Source organism: Pseudomonas putida (assembly GCA_041071465.1).
Lineage (GTDB): Bacteria > Pseudomonadota > Gammaproteobacteria > Pseudomonadales > Pseudomonadaceae > Aquipseudomonas > Aquipseudomonas putida_P.
This window is the reverse complement of sequence record CP163498.1, coordinates 4,393,853-4,410,100: the sequence shown is the minus strand read 5'-3', so window position 1 is coordinate 4,410,100 and position 16,248 is coordinate 4,393,853. Positions and strand designations below refer to the sequence as shown.

Here is a 16,248-nt window from a genome sequence, read left to right as displayed (position 1 = left end):
GCGCCACCCAGACTGGGCGGCTTAGCCCGCGCAGGAACCCGCATGATCCACATTCGCCCCATGACGCCCGAAGACTTCGACCGCTTCTGGCCTACCTTCCAAGCCATTGTCCAGGCCCGTGAAACCTACGCCTTCGAGCCAGCCCTGAGCGTCGAACAGGCTCGCCAGCTGTGGCTGGAGCTGCCCTTGCATACGTTGCTGGCTGAAGAAGATGGCGAGCTGCTGGGTTCCTACTACCTCAAGGCCAATGCTGCCGGGCCTGGCGCACATGTGGGCAATTGCGGCTACATGGTCTGCGAACAGGCGCGCGGCCGGGGCGTGGCGCGCCTGATGTGCGAACACTCGCAGAAGCTGGCGCGCCAGGAAGGTTTTCTGGCCCTGCAGTTCAACTCGGTGGTGGCCAGCAATGAAGTGGCCGTGGCGCTTTGGCACAAGCTGGGCTTCGAGACCGTTGGCCGCTTGCCCAAGGCCTATCGCCATGCCCGCCTGGGGCTGGTGGACTGCCTGGTGATGTACAAATGGCTGGCGGATGAGCCGGTGGTAGAAAGCCCCCGCTGTTGATCGGGCGCAAGAACATCGAGGCACGGGTTTCGCGGCGCCGCGGACGCTAGCCTTTGCAGGCCTAACCCACCTCCATTGCCCAAGCAAATTTGACGCCCCCGCGTTTCAATGGTCAGATGCGCGCCAGTTTCAGGTGTCCTGCGCCGCCGCGCGCAGGGTGAAACGGGAAGCCGGTGCGTCGTGTTGCCCACGACAAGTCCGGCGCTGCCCCCGCAACGGTAAGCGAGCGAACCCTTCGAGATACCACTGTGCTCCGGCATGGGAAGGTGAAGGTTTCATGCCCCTCGCAAGCCCGGAGACCGGCCTGGAGCTTCACTTGGCAACCCGCGGTGGGCGGGCGCAGGCCGGAATCCGTGCGCGCGCCTGCCTGCATGGTTCGCCTTTGCGTGTTTTCCACCGGGATGCATTCATTCCTGCAGCAGTGGAACGACATGTCCCGTATGTTCAAGCTTCACCCCCTGGCGGCCTGCCTGGCCGTCGCCCTGCCGGCCTTGGCCGATGACCGTGCCCCGCCGCCTCTGGCCTTGCCTTCCACGGCCATCACCGACACCCTCGACAGCCACGCCATCGACCTGGCCACGCCTACCCAGGCCGGCTCGCGCCTTGGCCTGAGTGCCCTGGAAACACCCGCCAGTACCAGCAGCATCAGTGCCGAGCAGATTCAGCAGCGCAACAACCTCACCGTGCAGGATGCGGTGACCCGCTCGCCGGGCATCACCTTCGTCGGCTCCCCAGGCGACGGCGGCACCGGCCTGTCCGCCCGCGGCTTTGCCGGGCACAGTTCGGTGATGACCCTGTTCGACGGCGCGCGCCTTTACACCGGCGCCGGCACGCAAACGTTCCCTGTCGACCCGTGGATGGTCGAACGTATCGATGTGATTCGCGGCCCGGCTTCGGTACTGCATGGCGAAGGCGCCACCGGCGCGGTCGTCAACGTGATCCCGAAAAAACCGTTTGCCGGCGAAGTGCGCAACCACCTGCGTCTGGGCTACGGCTCATGGGACCGTCAGCAGCTCGGCCTGGACAGCGGCGGCAGCCTCAGCGAGCGCCTGAGCTATCGCCTTACGCTGAACCAGCAAGATGGCAATGGTTGGGTCGACCGCACCCATTCGCGCAGCCTGGCCGTTAGCGCAGCGCTGCGTTTCGATGCCAGTGACGACCTCAGCTTCACCCTCGCCCACGACCGTGGCGAGGCGCAGCCCGCCAACTACTACGGCACGCCGCTGATCGACGGCCACTATCGCAGTAGCCTGCGCAACAAGAACTACAACGTACAGAATGACGTGCAGCGTTATGACGACGAGTGGACCCGGCTGACCACCGATTGGACGCTGAACGACCACCTCAGCGCCAGCAACCAGCTGTACTACATCAAGAGCCGCCGCCACTGGCGCAACGCCGAAGACTACAGCTGGGACGCCGAGCGTCAGCAGTTGCTGCGCGGCAGCTACCTGGAGATCAAGCACAACCAGGAACAGTTCGGCGACCGCCAGACCTTCACCTTCGACCACACCCTGTTCGGCCTGGCCAGCAAGACCGTGGTCGGGGCCGAGTACAACAAGGTGCGCTTCAACGTCGACAGCAATTCACCCTACAACGATGTCGGCGGCGACTACATCGACCCATGGCAACCGCAGCCCGGCGGGTTCCACAGTGCCTCGCCGCTGCGACCGCAAACCTTGTCCACCACCCATACCTTTGCCCTGTTCGCCGAGAACCGCCTGCAGCTCAGCGACCGGCTGTCGCTGGTAACCGGCGTGCGCCGCGACCAGAACCACATCGACCGCGACAACCTGACCAACGACAGCCGCAGTGACCGCAGCCTGCAAGGTGGCAACTGGCGCGCTGGGCTGGTGTTCGCGGTCACTGACGACCTGTCACTGTATGGCCAGTACTCCACCAGCGAGGAAGGGGTCAACAACCTCATCAGCCTCAGCCCCACCCAGATGCACTATGACTTGACCGAAGCGAAGCAGACTGAGGTAGGCCTGAAGCAGCGCTTCTGGGAAGGCCGTGGCGAATGGACACTGGCCGCCTACCACATCGTCAAGAAGAAGCTGCTGGTAGACGACCCGATCACCCACGAGAAGCAACAGGCTGGCCAGCAGACCTCCGATGGCCTCGAAGCGACCTTGGAACTGGCGCTGGCGCACCAATGGCAGGTGTCTGCCAACGCATCGCTGGTGCGCGCAAGGTATGACGACTTCGACGAGATGGTCGGCGGCGTGGCGCAGGACCGTGCCGGCAACCGGCCGGCAAACGTGCCACGGCGTACCGCCAACCTGTGGTTGAGCAAAGGTTTCGGCCAACAGGTGGAAGCCGGCATTGGCGCGCGCTATGTGGATGAGCGTTATGCCGACACCGCCAATACCCAAAGCGCCCCCGGCTACACCGTGGTCGATGCCAACATCGCCTGGCAGGTGTTGCCTGATGTACGGCTGGGGTTGCAGTTGAACAACCTGTTCGATCGCGAGTATGTGCAGTCGGCGTTCAGCGGGCAGCAGTGGTTGATGGGGATGCCGCGCTCGTATTTTGCGACGGTGGATTACACCTTCTGACCTGAGTTGCCTGAACCGGCCTCTTCGCGGGCGCGCCCGCGAAGAGGCCTGCACAGGCAACACAAAAACCTCTACCAGCCTCCAATAAATTAGTTATAAGATAACGTTTCACATGACATTCATTCCTATCAGCGACCCTCCATGACAAGCGCCAGCGCCACGCCCACCTTGATCACCCAGCGCCTGCAGAGCATCGATGCCCTGCGCGGCCTGGTGATCCTGTTCATGCTTTTGGACCATGTCCGCGAGACCTTTTCCTGCACCGCCAGGTCAGCGACCCCATGGCCATCGACAGCACCGAGCCTGCGCTGTTCGTCAGCCGCACACTGGCCCACCTCTGCGCACCGGTGTTCGTCCTGCTGACCGGCCTGTCGGCCTGGCTGTACGGCGAGAAGCATCAGGGCCGTAGCGATGTCTCGGCATTCCTGTTCAAGCGCGGGCTGTTCCTGGTGGTGCTGGAGTTCACCCTGGTCAACTTCGCCTGGACCTTCCAGTTGCCGCCCAGCGTGATCTATCTGCAGGTTATCTGGGCCATCGGCGTCAGCATGATCGCCTTGTCCCTGCTGGTGTGGCTGCCACGCGCCGCACTGCTCACCCTGGGCGCCATCATCGTCGCCGGCCACAACCTGCTCGACGGCCTGCACGTTGGCGTGGGGTCAGCCCTGCACGTGCCCTGGGCAATCCTGCACGACCGCGGCTGGCTTGAATGGTCGGAAAACCTGCGCCTGCGCACGTCGTATCCGGTGCTGCCGTGGATCGGCGTCATTGCCCTGGGTTATGGCCTGGGCCCCTGGTTCGCGCGCGGCAGCGAGGCCGGACAACGCCAGCAACGCCTGCTGACGGCCGGGTTGCTCGCACTCCTGGGCTTTGTCCTGCTGCGCATGTTCAACGGCTATGGTGAGGCGCCGTGGAGCGGTTACCCCACCTTCACGCAAACGTTGATGAGCTTCTTCAACATCACCAAATACCCACCGTCGCTACTGTTCCTGGCCCTGACCCTGGGCTGCGGCCTTGTGTTGCTGCGCGCCTTCGAGCGGGCCGGCCAGGCGCGCTGGATCAGTGCCCTGGCGGTGTTCGGTGCGGCCCCGATGTTCTTCTACCTGCTGCACCTGTATGTGCTGAAGCTGCTGTACCTGGCCAGCGTGGCGCTGTTGGGCCTCAACCAGGGCGACTACTTCGGCTTCGAGAGCATTGCAGCGGTGTGGCTGAGCGCGGTGCTGTTGGCGGCTTCGCTGTACCTGCCAGTACGCGGGTTCGCCCAACTGAAGCAGCGGCGCCGCGACATCGCCTGGCTGAAGTACTTCTGAAAAGCGTTTTCACCCGGCGGCGCGATGGTCTACCATGCGGGCCGCCGGTTTCCACCACGGAACTGAATAGGGAATCCCTGGCCCGCCAATACGGGCCAAACGGAACTGCCCCCGCAACTGTAGGTGCCGAGCCAGCTCCATCGATGCCACTGGGCCAGACCGCCCGGGAAGGCCGGAGCCGGGCCATGACGCACCAGTCAGGAGACCTGCCGGCCTACATTCACCAACCGGCGGGGTGTCCGGGATTGGCCATCAGTGTTGCCCCTGCCACCGGCAGGGGCTCGGCGATGCCTGTCCGCGCGTTCCTCACCCGAACTGTCCGATAGGAGATCGCCCAGCATGCTGCCCCGTTTCGTCACCCTGCTCGCCGGCCTAGGCCTTACCGGCCTGGCCCAGGCCGCGGCCACCCACTACCCGCTGACGCTCGACAACTGCGGCAAGCCGCAGACGTTCGCCCAGGCGCCACAGCGCGCCGTCACCATCGGCCAGGCCGGTACCGAGATGCTCTATGCACTGGGGCTGGGCGACAAGCTGGCGGGCACCTCGCTGTGGTTCAACAACGTGCTGCCCGAGTACCAGGCAGTGAACGCCAAGGTGCCGCGCCTGGCCGACAACGACCCCAGCTTCGAAGCCGTGGTCGGCAAGCGCCCGCAATTGGTGGCGGTGCAGTTCGAATGGATGGTCGGTGCCCAGGGCGTGGTCGGCACCCGCGAACAGTTCGATGAACTGAAGATCCCCACCTACCTGCTGCCGTCGGACTGCGAAGGCAAGGACAACCTGGTCGGCGCCGACGGCACCCGTCTGCAGGCGTTCCAGGTCAGCAGCATCTACAAGAGCATCAGCCAGCTGGCCGAGATCTTCGATGTGCAGGACCGCGGCAATGCTCTGAATGCCGAGCTCAAAGGCCGCCTGGACAGTGCCAAGGCGCAACTGGCCGGCAAGGACCTGTCGGCCACCTCGGCATTGTTCTGGTTCTCCAGCGCCGACCTCGACATCGACCCTTATGTGGCCGGCCGCCAGGGCGTCGCCGACTTCATGCTGCGCACCCTGGGTGTGCGCAACGTGGTCGAGTCCAGCGAAGAATGGCCGACCGTAGGCTGGGAAACCCTGGCCAAGGCCAACCCCACCTGGCTGATCATCGCCCGCATGGACCGCCGCCGCTTCCCCGCCGACGACTACCAGAAAAAGCTCGAATTCCTGCGCAGCGACCCGGTAACCCGCAACATGGATGCGGTGAAGCACGATCGCATCATCATTCTTGACGCCGACGCCATGCAAGCCGGCATCCGCCTGTTCCGCGGCGTGCAGACGCTAGCCACAGCCTTCGCCAGCGGTAAAGCAGCCCAGTGATGATGCGCCTGTTACCCTGCATCGTGGTTGCCCTGGCAGCCCTGTTGGCCGCCCTGCTGGCCGGTACCGCCATCGGCGAAACCAGCCTGTCGCCCAGCGTGGTCGGCCAGGTGCTGGCCAACCACCTGTGGCAGGCCGGCTACCCGGTCGACCCGATCGACGCCGGCATCGTCTGGAACTACCGCCTGACCCGCACCCTGGTCGCAGCCGCGTGCGGCGCCGGGCTGGCAACCTGCGGCGTGATTCTCCAGGCGCTGTTGCGCAACCCCCTGGCCGAGCCGTACCTGCTCGGGCTATCTGCCGGTGCCTCGACCGGCGCGGTGCTGGTCGGCCTGCTGGGCCTGGGTAGCCTGGCATTGAGCATGTCCGCCGGGGCCTTCATCGGCGCCGGGGCCGCATTCGCCCTGGTGCTGCTGCTGGCCCGCGCGGCCGGCCCCAGCAGCAACAACGCTCAGGTGATCCTTGCCGGTATCGCTGGCTCGCAACTGTTCAATGCCCTGACCGCCTTCCTGATCACCAAGTCGGCCACCGCCGAGCAGGCGCGCGGTATCCTGTTCTGGCTGCTGGGCAACCTCAGCGGCGTGCGCTGGCCTTCGGTGTGGCTGGCTGTGCCGGTGGCGCTGTTCGGCTTGCTGGTGTGCCTGTGGCATCGCCGTGCGCTGGACGCCTTCACGTTTGGTGCCGATTCGGCAGCCTCGCTGGGCATTCCGGTGCGGCGTACCCAGTTGTTGCTGATCAGTTGTGCAGCGCTGGTCACGGCGGTGATGGTGTCCATTGTCGGTGCCATCGGTTTTGTCGGGCTGGTAATACCCCACGCCCTGCGTCTGCTGCTAGGCCCCGGGCACAGCCGCCTGCTGCCTGCCAGCGCGCTGGGTGGCGCACTGTTCCTGATTGCTGCAGACATCCTCTCACGCACGCTGATCACCGGCCAGGTGATCCCGGTAGGTGTGGTTACCGCGCTGATCGGCGCGCCAGTTTTCGCGCTGATTCTGGTCAGCCGCCGGGGGCGCCCATGACCCTCCTGGCTGCTGTACAAGTGCACCCACTGAGTTGCCAGGGGCTGGGGCTGCAACTGGCCGGCAATGCCGTACTCAGCGGTATCGACCTTGGCGTTGTCGCTGGTGAAACCCTGGGTATCGTCGGCCCCAACGGCTCGGGCAAATCCTCGCTACTGAAGTTGCTGGCAGGGCTGCGCAAACCCACCTGCGGCAACGTACAGCTGATGGGCGAACCGCTGGCGCAGATGCCTCGCCGCCATGTAGCCCAGGCCTTGGCGTTGGTCGAACAACAGGCCGACACCCTCGATGCGATCAGCGTGTTCGACGCGGTTGCCTTGGGCCGCACGCCCTGGCTCTCGGCCCTGGCGCCGTTCTCCCGGCAGGACCGCGACATCGTCGAGCAAGCGTTGGCCGACCTTGATGCCTTGCACCTGCGTACGCGCCTGTGGGGCTCGCTGTCCGGTGGCGAGCGCCAGCGTGTGCACATCGCCCGCGCCTTGGCCCAACGCCCGCAGGTACTGCTGCTGGACGAACCGACCAACCACCTGGACATCCAGCATCAGCTAAGCCTGCTGCAGCAAGTGCAGGCCCTGCCGGTAACCACCCTGGTGGCTTTGCACGACCTCAACCAGGCGCTCACCTGTGACCGTGTGGCGGTACTCGACAAGGGCCGCCTGGTCGCCCTTGGCAAACCACTCGACGTACTCACCCCCGAGCGCCTGCTGAGTACCTTCGGCGTCCACGCCCACTACCTTACCGACCCTTACGACGGCGCGCGCATTCTGCGCTTTCGCGCCCCCTGAACCCGGAAGTTCTGCCCATGCTGTTTCGCCCTGTCGCCCTGCTGCTTGCCAGCGCCCTGCTTGCCCCGGCCGTGCTGGCCGAAGTGCATGAAGTAAAAATGCTCAACCGCGGCAGCGACGGCGCCATGGTCTACGAACCGGACCACTTGCACATTGCCCCCGGCGACAGCGTGCGCTTTCTGCCCACCCAAAGCGGGCACAATGCCGCCAGCGTGGCGGGCCTGCTGCCCGCCGGTGCCGAGCCGTTCAAGAGCAAACTGAACCAGGTGTTCGAGCAAACCTTCAGCGTGCCTGGTGTGTACGGTATTCAGTGCATTCCCCACCTGGCCATGGGCATGGTGATGGTGATCCAGGTAGGTGATGCGCCCGCAGCGGCGTTGCCGGCGAACTTGCCGGCACGGGCCAAAGCCCGCTTCGCCGCACAACTGCAAAAGCTCGAGGCCGGGCAATGAACCGGTTATTGCTGGCACTGCCGCTACTGGGCCTGGCCCCGCTCGCCCTGGCCGACACTGCCCAGTCGCAGAGTAATGGTTTTCTCGCGGACAGCAGCTGGAACCTGCTCAACCGCAGCGTTTTCGACCAGCGCGACTACAAGCACGGTGGGCGCAACAGCGCAGCGCGCAATGCCTACAAACCGCGCAACGAGCGTAATGGCAAGGCCGAGGAATGGGCCTATGGTTTGATGGGTACCTTCCAGTCCGGGTTCACCCAAGGCCTGATCGGTGTCGGGTCGATGCCCATGCCTACCTGGGCGTGCAACTCGACAGCGGTGGCGGGCGGGCGGGCAAGGCGCGCTTGCTCGGGGTCGATAACGACGGGCATCCTAAAAACGAGTACAGCCGCGCAGGTGCGGCACTGAAACTGCGCGTGTCCGATACGGTGCTATCTTACGGTGAGCAACGGGTCAAGACGCCGGTGTTCAGTTCCTCCGACAGTCGCCTGCTGCCCGAGACTGCCACGGGCTTCTTTCTCACCAGCAATGAAGTCGACAACCTCAAGCTGGTAGCCGGGCACTTCAACGAAAGCACCGACCGCAACGCTTCCAGCCACGATCAGGGCTTTGTGGTGAACTACTCCAACGGCCGCCAGGGCAACAGCTTCGACCTGGCCGGTGCCGTGTGGAACCCCGGCGCCGCCTTCAGCGGCAGCCTGTACACCTCACGTTACGAGGACAGCTGGAACCAGCACTACCTGGGCAGTACCCTCAGCCACGCCCTGGATGAACAGCGCAGCATCAGCCTGGACCTCAACCTGTATCGCACCACCGACACCGGCAAAGCGCTGTCCGGGCGCATCGACAACACCACCTGGAGCCTGCTCTCGCGCTACAACCAGGGCCCACACAGCTTCAGCCTGGGCTGGCAGCAAGTGGACGGCAACACGCCCTTCGACTACGTGACGCGCGGCGCGATATTCATCGCCAACGCTGTGCAGATGTCGGACTTCAACGCACCGAACGAGAAGTCATGGCAGGCGCGCTACGACCTGAACATGGGCGCCTACGGCGTGCCGGGGTTGAACCTGGTGGCGTTGTATGTGCGTGGCTTCGATATCGATGGCACACACGTCGACCCCAATGGCGGGTATGCGTACTTGGGGTATGGCAAGGGTGGCAAGCATTGGGAGCGCGACCTGGAAGCGCGTTACGTGGTGCAGAGTGGCAAGGCCAAAGGCACGACGTTCTCGGTCAGGCATAACGTGCACCGGGGAACACGGCGCAGGCGGAGCTGGATGGCGACCAGATACGGCTGGCGGTGGAATGGCCGTTGTCAGGCGGGTTCTGATGCAATGCGTCGCCTGAGTGGGGCTGCTGCGCAGCCCCTGGGTTTTTCAGGCAACTGAATTACCAGCAGGCAGCAACCCCCACTGGGCCCTCTCCTGTGCGCTCATCGCCGCCAGCACCTCGTCAAACGTGCGCTCCACCTCCGAACTGACATTGCCAAACGCCCGATAATTCGTCAGCAAATAGCGCTTCACCGCCCTGGGCCAACGCCGTTCCTTGTGTGCAGCATTGATGATGCCTTTGGCATCATGCCGCGTCGCTCCGCGCCACAGGTCCATCAACCTGCTCTCGAAATCACCGAAGGTCCACAGGTCTGTGCGGTCTTCGAACTCGTCCAGCAGTTTGAGTTTGTACAGGGCCATGTGCGCCATTGTGAATCTCCCTTGGGTGCTGTTAAAAAGCCATACACGAGGGAAGGTTAGCAAGCCAGGTAGATTTTGAAATGAACGCGTCGATCACACCCAAAGCACCGTCGTAGGGGCTTTCCTACAGGTCAGCGTAATCGCAATTGCATGTGTGTGGTTTGCCAGACCGGGTCCTTCTCCACATCAACCACCGCAAACCCTTGTCGCTCCCAGAATGCAATCGCACCCGGCAGAAACGGATGAGTATGCAGGTACAGGAGGTCGATACCCGCCAGCATCGCCCGCTCGCGCAATGCGCAGAACAGGGCCGCAGCCAGACCATGCCTGCGGTACCCCGGCAACACGAACAGGCGCACCACCTCGACGACCCGTACTGCGTGGTAATCAAACTGGGTAAAGCGATGATCATAGGGCAGGTAACCGATCACCGCGACCAGCCGCCCAGCATCACGGGCTTCCAGGAAACAGCCCGCGCCGTCCAGGTACGTTTCAGCAAAATGCGCCAGGTCACGCGGCAATGGCGCGTTGGCGAGCATCGGAAACAGCTCGCGGCGGGCGCTGTCGACAAACGCCAGCACTTCGGCAATGGCGTCTCGCGCCACGGGTTGCAGGGTCCAGTTCGGCATCGGGTTACTGCCCATGATCGGGAGGGCAAGGTTCTACCCCAGCGCGCCGCACAAGGCAAATCACAGGGCTCGTCGTGGCCAGGCGGACATCGGTATAATCAGCGGTCTTCACTGCCCAACCAGGCCATGCCATGTCGCGCTTCCAGAAGTTGCTGTTGCCCCTGTTGCTGACTGCCGCACTCACCGCCTGCGACCAGAAACCCTCCCGTGAAGAACAGATCCTTGCCCAGCTACCGCTGCAGGACGCCTACACACACAACATCGAGCGCATGGCCGCACTGCTGGGCCGCACTCACCCACAGCTGTCGCAGGCGAGCATTCAGGACGTACTGCGCAAGCACCTCACCGTCGAGGACCAGCGCCAGGACCTGTTCCGCCTGTACAGCGAAAAGAACTTCAGCGACGCCGAGTTCGCCACCATCGTCGCCGCCACCCAGGACCCGGCCAAGGCCCGTGCCCTGGAAGACACCGAAGCCGGCAAACGCCTAAGCGAAAAACTCACCACCCTGATGCGTGAAACCGCCCAAGATGCAAACGTTCAGGCCTTGGTCGAACAGCGCATGCAGCAGGTGGAGGACGAACTCGACGCACTGGACAAGGCAGGTTCTTGACCGCGGCGCACCAGGCCACTCCCGTTCAGTAGCCCTTTTCGATCACCCGAGGTCAGGATTGCCACACGCCAAGCATGGATTGCGCCTGGATTTACGTACACTCATTCTGGTGCTCTGCGCCCTTACCGCAGTGGTCATGCTGTGCGCCAGCTACTTCGCCAGCTACCGAGTGCAGCGCCAACTGCTGATCGACAACGCGCTGGAAGCCAACCGGGTGTATGCGACGAAGCTGGCCAGCATCACCGAAACCTTCATCGGCAACGCCCTGCAGCAACTGGCGTTCAGCGCCAGCCTGCAGGGCCGTCAGCTGAGCGATGGTGCTGCGCTGCAGGTGGAAACCGAGCGTGTGCTGGGCCAGAGCATGGCCTTCAACTCCACCTTCGTGATCGACGCCAACGGCGTGCTGTTGGCAGTATCCCCAGCCCCGCTGCGCCACCTGGTCGGCACCCACGTGCAGTCGCCCGGTGCCCAGGAAGCCTTGCACGAACGCCGTCCACTGGTTTCCACGCCCTACCTGTCGGCGGCCGACAACCTGGTGGTGGCGCTCTCGCAACCCATTTTCGACAGCAACGGCCGCTACCTGGGCTATGTGGGCGGCAGCCTGTACCTGCGTGAGCGCAATATCCTCAACAGCCTGCTGGGCGAGCACTTCTACAAGGACGGTTCTTACCTGTACGTAGTCGATCGCAACCGCCGCCTGCTGTACCACCCCAACAGCGAACGGGTAGGCACCGTGGTGGAGGGCAACGCGCTGGTAGACCAGCTGGCGACACTGGACAGCGGTACTCGGCAACTGACCAACAGCCTGGGCGTGGAAATGCTCGCCGGCTTCGCCACCGTACCCAGCGCCGGCTGGGCGTGGTCGCGCAGCAGCCCTTGGCGCAGACGGTGACGCCACTGAGCCACCTGGTGCTGAACGTCGTCGGCACTTCGGCACCCTTGGCGCTGGTTGGCAGCCTGCTGCTGTGGTGGTTGGCCATGACCATCGCCCGGCCGCTGTGGCAACTGGCCGCGGGTGCCCGCTCGATGGACCGCGCCGGCACCGCCGAACATTTGCATCAGGTGCGGGCCTGGTACTTCGAGGCAGCAGAACTCAAGCGCGCGTTGCTGTTCGGCTTGAACTTGCTGCAAGAGCGGATTGGCCGGCTCAATCGTGACGCCCAGACCGACCCGCTGACGGGCCTGGGCAACCGCCGCAGCCTGGAGTTCAGCCTGTCGCTGCTGGAAGCCGAAGGAAGAGCATTTGCGGCCATCGAGCTGGATATCGATCACTTCAAGCGGGTCAACGACAACCATGGGCATGAGGTGGGTGATCAGGTGCTGCGCCGGCTGGCGGAATTGATGCGCCGTTGTTGCCGCGAAGGTGACCTGCTTTGCCGCACCGGGGGCGAAGAATTCCTGATGCTGCTGCCAGGGGCCAGCCTGGAAGTGGCGGCGGCGGTGGCCGAACGGCTGCGGGTGACAGTGCAGGACACGCCTGTGGAGCCCGTGGGGGCAGTGACGATTTCGCTGGGGGTGGCGCGCTGGGATGGTGATGCGGGCAGCAAGCCTATGGAAGCTTTGGGCCTGGCTGACCGGGCGCTGTACCAGGCCAAGCAGCAAGGTCGCAACCGGGTGGCCATCGCCTGAGCCCCCTGATTGTGAGCTTGTAACAATCTTTGTCATAAAACTGCAGTGTTTCAGTCATAGGATTGACCCCAACCTGACATTTACACTTCATGGATGAGCGTCTCATGCGTCGTGTGGTTTTCAATCAGAAAGGTGGCGTGGGCAAATCCAGCATTGCCTGCAACCTCGCCGCAGCCAGTGCCGCCGAGGGCTATCGGACCCTGCTGGTCGACCTCGACCCGCAGGCCAATGCCACTTACTACCTGACCGGCTTGGTCAATGACGCCATACCTGCCGGCATCGCCGATTTCTTCCGCCAAACCTTGTCGCCGGTTACCGCCGCTGGCAAGAAGCACCGCGTGGCGATCACCGAAACCCGCTACAGCAACCTGCACCTGGTCACCGCCAGCCCTGACCTCAGCGATCTGCAGAGCAAGCTGGAGAGCAAGTTCAAGATCAACAAGCTGCGCAAACTGCTGGTGGAACTGGGCGAGGACTACGAGCGGATCTACATCGACACCCCGCCGGCGCTGAATTTCTACACCTTCAGCGCGCTGGTGGCGGCCGAGCGCTTGTTGATCCCGTTCGACTGCGACAGCTTTTCGCGCCAGGCCCTGCACTGCGTCATGGCCGAGGTCGAGGAGCTGCGCCAAGACCACAACCCGGCACTGCAGGTGGAAGGTGTAGTGGTGAACCAGTTCGCCGGGCGCACCGCGCTGCACCAGACCCTGGTCGAGCAGTTGCGCAACGAAGGCCTGCCGGTGCTGCCGGTGTACTTGAGCAGCTCGATCAAGATGCGGGAGTCGCACCAGGCGTCGGTGCCGTTGGTACATCTGGCGCCACGGCACAAGCTGGCGATGGAGTTTGTCGACTTACTGGATGCGCTGGAGCGAGCGGCCTGACAGGTCTTGGGGGGGCGCTTTGCGCCCCTGTCGCGACAAAAGGCCGCTCCTACAAGCGATCGTGCTGCAGCAAAAGCACTACCCGACCGTTCATCCGAATGGTAGATTCGCCGCCATGAAAACCACCCGGCACACTCGCACGCTGACTGCCTGGGCGCTCTATGCCAGCGTCCTGTTCAGCCTGTTGCTGTGCGGTTTGCACCATGGGCAGATGGGCGGCCTGCGCCTGGCCGGCCTGGAAGGTGGTTTCTGCTCCGTCAACAGCGAGCATGGCGTGGCCATCGACCTGGACGGCGCCGGCGGCGACCAGCACATGGCTCAGCTCGACTGCCCGGTGTGCTCATCGTTCGGCCTGGCGGTACCGCTCAGCAGTGGTGGCTGGTCATTCACCCCGGCGCAAGCCGTGGCCACCTCGCCCATCGTGGTGCGCAGCTGGGCACAACCGCCACCGCGCTATCAACGCCCCGCCCTCAACCCCCGCGCCTCCCCTGCCGTCTTCCCCGCAGCCTCACTTCATTTCGCCTGACTTCAGCCGGGCGCGCCTGTGCGCGCTCGCCGTCAGCCATGAACCTTGCGTGGAAGACACACAAACATGCTTCGCAATACCTCCCTGCTGCTCATCATGGGCACCTGCAGCGTTGCCTGGGCCGACAGCGCCCCTGTCGAACTTGGCGCCACCACCATCGACGGCGAACGCGACGCCGCCAGCGGCGTGCAACTGGACGAGCCGATCCGCACCGGCTCGCGCCTGGGCCTCACCGCGCGAGAAACGCCCGCCTCGGTCAGCGTCTCGGACCGCCGCCTGATCGAAGAACGCGGCGCCAAGGACAGCCAGGACGTGATCAACGCCATGACCGGTGTAAACGCTTCGGCCAACCCTGGCTTTGGCGGCTTCGTCGCCTACCGCGGCTTCACCCAGAACCAGGTCACCCAGTTGTACAACGGCATCAACCTGGGCTACAGCAGCGCCACTCGCCCGGTGGATGCCTGGGTGCTCGACCGCGTCGAGCTGATTGGCGGGCCGTCTTCGTTCCTGCATGGCGCGGGGGCGGTGGGCGGCTCGATCAACTACATCACCAAGCTCGCCAGCCGCGACCAGCAGATCATTGACGGGCGTATTCGCTACGGTAGCTTCGACGACAGCGAAGTGGCCTTCGGCATCAACCAGGCGCTGGCCAGCAACCCCGCCGATGCCCGGCATTTCATGCGCCTGGACTTCAGCCGCGGGCATGGCAACGGTTATGTCGACCGCAACGAACGGCACACCGACAGCCTGGCCTTTTCGCTGCTCAGCGACCTGACGCCCAACCTCACCCACACCTTGGCGCTGGAATACCAGGAAGACCGCGAAGACAGCCCGTACTGGGGCTCGCCGATTTTGCCGGGGCGCAGCACGATGAAAATCGACAACAGCCGCCGCTTCGAAAACTACAACGTTGGCGATGGCCGCTATGAGCAGCGGGTGCGCTGGCTGCGTTCGATCCTCGACTACCAGATCAGCGACAGCACCAGCGTGCAGAACACGCTGTACCACTACAACGCCCAGCGCGATTACCGCAACCTCGAACGTTACACCTACACCCGCGATGGCAAGGTGCAGCGCAGCAGCCCCTACTTGCAGCGCCACGACCAGAACCTGTTGGGCGACCGCATCGAGCTGCGCCATGACAACCAGCTGTTCGGCCTGGCCAGCCAGTGGTCGCTGGGGCTGGAGTACTCGCGCATGCGCCAGACCCTCTACCCCACCTCCAGCAGCTGGAGTGACGTGGTCGATGCCGAGCACTTCGACCCCGGCAGCTTCGATGACATCCCTGGTGTGAATGCCGGCCTGACCAAGCAACGCCGCCACGAGGTCATCAACCGCGCGGTTTTCGCCGAAAACCGCTTGCAGCTGACTGAGCGCCTGGCCCTGCTGACCGCCCTGCGTTACGACTACCTGGACATGGACGTCACCAACTACGGCGCAGTGACGCCAACTTCGCCGGCCTACTTCGAGCGGCGCTGGGAGCCGCTGTCCGGGCGCATCGGCCTGACCTATGCGCTGACGCCTTCGGCCAGCGTGTACGTACAGTACAGCTCTTCCGCCGACTTGCCGGCCGGCTCGCTGGCAGCGGCGACCTACTCCAATGTCGGCCTTTTCGACTTGTCCAAGGGCGAGCAATGGGAAGTGGGCAGCAAGTTCGACTTCCTCGATGGGCGCGGTGCCGCGACGCTGGCGCTGTACCAGATCGTGCGCAAGGACTTTGCCGTCCGCGACTCCAACGACGCCAACCTCACGGTCCAGGCCGGGCAGCAGACCTCACGCGGTATCGAGCTGTCCGGGCGGTTGCAGGTGACACCGAAACTGCTGGCCGAGGCCAACTATGCCTATGTCGATGCACAGTACGATGAGTTCAACGAGGCGGTGAACGGCGTATCGGTGTCGCGCAAAGGCAATGCACCGACCAACGTGCCGGCCAATGTCGCCAACCTGTGGCTGACCTACAGCCTGTCGTCGGCGTGGTCGGTGGGCGCGGACGGGCGCTATGTGGGCTCGGTGTATGCCGACAATGCCAACAGCCTCAAGGCGCCGGCCTACACCCTGTTTGGCGCGTTCGCCCGCTACCGGCTGGATGAGCACACTACGCTGACCGGGCGGGTGCGCAACCTGACCGACGAGGTGTATGCCAAGCAGGCCTACAACAGCCAGTACTACATGGGGCCGCCGCGCACCTTCGAACTGGCACTGGACATGCGCTTCTGATGCACAGGGCGGTATCGGCCATCGCGCCGATAC

General features: G+C 64.1%; 11 protein-coding genes, 4 pseudogenes and 2 riboswitches. Of the genes and pseudogenes, 13 read left to right on the top strand and 2 right to left on the bottom strand.

The window, feature by feature from the left end:
* Positions 1–42: 42 nt before the first annotated feature.
* The 8 genes and pseudogenes from AB5975_20350 to AB5975_20315 all read left to right on the top strand — a co-directional run bounded on the left by AB5975_20350 (position 43) and on the right by AB5975_20315 (position 9,361).
* Positions 43–611, top strand: a pseudogene (locus AB5975_20350) (N-acetyltransferase family protein).
* Between the two features lie 64 nt (positions 612–675).
* Positions 676–884: riboswitch (cobalamin riboswitch) on the top strand.
* A 108-nt stretch (positions 885–992) separates the two neighbouring features.
* A complete protein-coding gene (locus tag AB5975_20345) occupies positions 993–3,119 on the top strand; it encodes a TonB-dependent receptor (GenBank protein XDR18909.1) in 2,127 nt (708 codons plus the stop codon).
* Positions 3,120–3,260: 141 nt separating this feature from the next.
* A pseudogene (locus AB5975_20340) lies at positions 3,261–4,426 on the top strand (DUF1624 domain-containing protein).
* Positions 4,427–4,454: 28 nt separating this feature from the next.
* A riboswitch (cobalamin riboswitch) is annotated at positions 4,455–4,655 on the top strand.
* A 110-nt stretch (positions 4,656–4,765) separates the two neighbouring features.
* Complete coding sequence (locus tag AB5975_20335; protein XDR18908.1) at positions 4,766–5,776, top strand: ABC transporter substrate-binding protein; 1,011 nt, start codon at positions 4,766–4,768, stop codon at positions 5,774–5,776.
* Complete coding sequence (locus AB5975_20330; GenBank protein XDR18907.1) at positions 5,776–6,792, top strand: FecCD family ABC transporter permease; 1,017 nt, start codon at positions 5,776–5,778, stop codon at positions 6,790–6,792. Before AB5975_20335 ends, AB5975_20330 begins: the two co-directional genes overlap by 1 nt.
* Positions 6,789–7,577: an ABC transporter ATP-binding protein gene (locus tag AB5975_20325; protein XDR18906.1), complete on the top strand. Its 789-nt coding sequence runs from the start codon at positions 6,789–6,791 to the stop codon at positions 7,575–7,577. The genes AB5975_20330 and AB5975_20325 overlap by 4 nt, the downstream gene beginning before the upstream one ends.
* Positions 7,578–7,594: 17 nt before the next feature.
* Positions 7,595–8,029 (top strand): pseudoazurin, encoded by a 435-nt coding sequence (locus AB5975_20320; protein XDR18905.1) that lies wholly within the window; start codon positions 7,595–7,597, stop codon positions 8,027–8,029.
* Positions 8,026–9,361, top strand: a pseudogene (locus tag AB5975_20315) (OprD family porin). The gene AB5975_20320 and the pseudogene AB5975_20315 overlap by 4 nt, the downstream one beginning before the upstream one ends.
* A 46-nt stretch (positions 9,362–9,407) precedes the next feature.
* Here AB5975_20315 and AB5975_20310 read toward each other — a convergent pair.
* Positions 9,408–9,731: a hypothetical protein gene (locus tag AB5975_20310; GenBank protein XDR18904.1), complete on the bottom strand. Its 324-nt coding sequence runs from the start codon at positions 9,729–9,731 to the stop codon at positions 9,408–9,410.
* A 122-nt stretch (positions 9,732–9,853) separates the two neighbouring features.
* A complete protein-coding gene (locus AB5975_20305; protein ID XDR18903.1) occupies positions 9,854–10,351 on the bottom strand; it encodes a GNAT family N-acetyltransferase in 498 nt (165 codons plus the stop codon).
* A 131-nt stretch (positions 10,352–10,482) separates the two neighbouring features.
* Between AB5975_20305 and AB5975_20300 the strand changes: the two genes are divergently transcribed.
* The 5 genes and pseudogenes from AB5975_20300 (at position 10,483) to AB5975_20280 (ending at position 16,215) form a co-directional block, all read left to right on the top strand.
* Positions 10,483–10,962: a hypothetical protein gene (locus AB5975_20300; protein ID XDR18902.1), complete on the top strand. Its 480-nt coding sequence runs from the start codon at positions 10,483–10,485 to the stop codon at positions 10,960–10,962.
* Between the two features lie 58 nt (positions 10,963–11,020).
* Positions 11,021–12,591, top strand: a pseudogene (locus tag AB5975_20295) (diguanylate cyclase).
* Positions 12,592–12,695: 104 nt separating this feature from the next.
* Positions 12,696–13,472 carry a ParA family protein gene (locus AB5975_20290; protein ID XDR18901.1) on the top strand — a complete coding sequence of 259 codons (777 nt, stop codon included), beginning with the start codon at positions 12,696–12,698 and terminating at the stop codon, positions 13,470–13,472.
* A gap of 115 nt (positions 13,473–13,587) precedes the next feature.
* Entirely contained in the window at positions 13,588–13,998 is a 411-nt protein-coding gene (locus AB5975_20285; GenBank protein ID XDR18900.1) for a DUF2946 family protein, read from the top strand.
* A 66-nt stretch (positions 13,999–14,064) separates the two neighbouring features.
* Positions 14,065–16,215, top strand: coding sequence for a TonB-dependent receptor (locus AB5975_20280; GenBank protein ID XDR18899.1), 2,151 nt, complete (start codon positions 14,065–14,067; stop codon positions 16,213–16,215).
* Positions 16,216–16,248: the final 33 nt, after the last annotated feature.

What these genes read in the sequence shown, in the direction of transcription:
- AB5975_20345 (XDR18909.1), top strand. Translation starts at nt 993, where the DNA reads ATGTCCCGTATGTTCAAGCTTCACCCCCTGGCGGCCTGCCTGGCCGTC.
- AB5975_20335 (XDR18908.1), top strand. Translation starts at nt 4,766, where the DNA reads ATGCTGCCCCGTTTCGTCACCCTGCTCGCCGGCCTAGGCCTTACCGGC.
- AB5975_20330 (XDR18907.1), top strand. Translation starts at nt 5,776, where the DNA reads ATGATGCGCCTGTTACCCTGCATCGTGGTTGCCCTGGCAGCCCTGTTG.
- AB5975_20325 (XDR18906.1), top strand. Translation starts at nt 6,789, where the DNA reads ATGACCCTCCTGGCTGCTGTACAAGTGCACCCACTGAGTTGCCAGGGG.
- AB5975_20320 (XDR18905.1), top strand. Translation starts at nt 7,595, where the DNA reads ATGCTGTTTCGCCCTGTCGCCCTGCTGCTTGCCAGCGCCCTGCTTGCC.
- AB5975_20310 (XDR18904.1), bottom strand. Translation starts at nt 9,731, where the DNA reads ATGGCGCACATGGCCCTGTACAAACTCAAACTGCTGGACGAGTTCGAA.
- AB5975_20305 (XDR18903.1), bottom strand. Translation starts at nt 10,351, where the DNA reads ATGCCGAACTGGACCCTGCAACCCGTGGCGCGAGACGCCATTGCCGAA.
- AB5975_20300 (XDR18902.1), top strand. Translation starts at nt 10,483, where the DNA reads ATGTCGCGCTTCCAGAAGTTGCTGTTGCCCCTGTTGCTGACTGCCGCA.
- AB5975_20290 (XDR18901.1), top strand. Translation starts at nt 12,696, where the DNA reads ATGCGTCGTGTGGTTTTCAATCAGAAAGGTGGCGTGGGCAAATCCAGC.
- AB5975_20285 (XDR18900.1), top strand. Translation starts at nt 13,588, where the DNA reads ATGAAAACCACCCGGCACACTCGCACGCTGACTGCCTGGGCGCTCTAT.
- AB5975_20280 (XDR18899.1), top strand. Translation starts at nt 14,065, where the DNA reads ATGCTTCGCAATACCTCCCTGCTGCTCATCATGGGCACCTGCAGCGTT.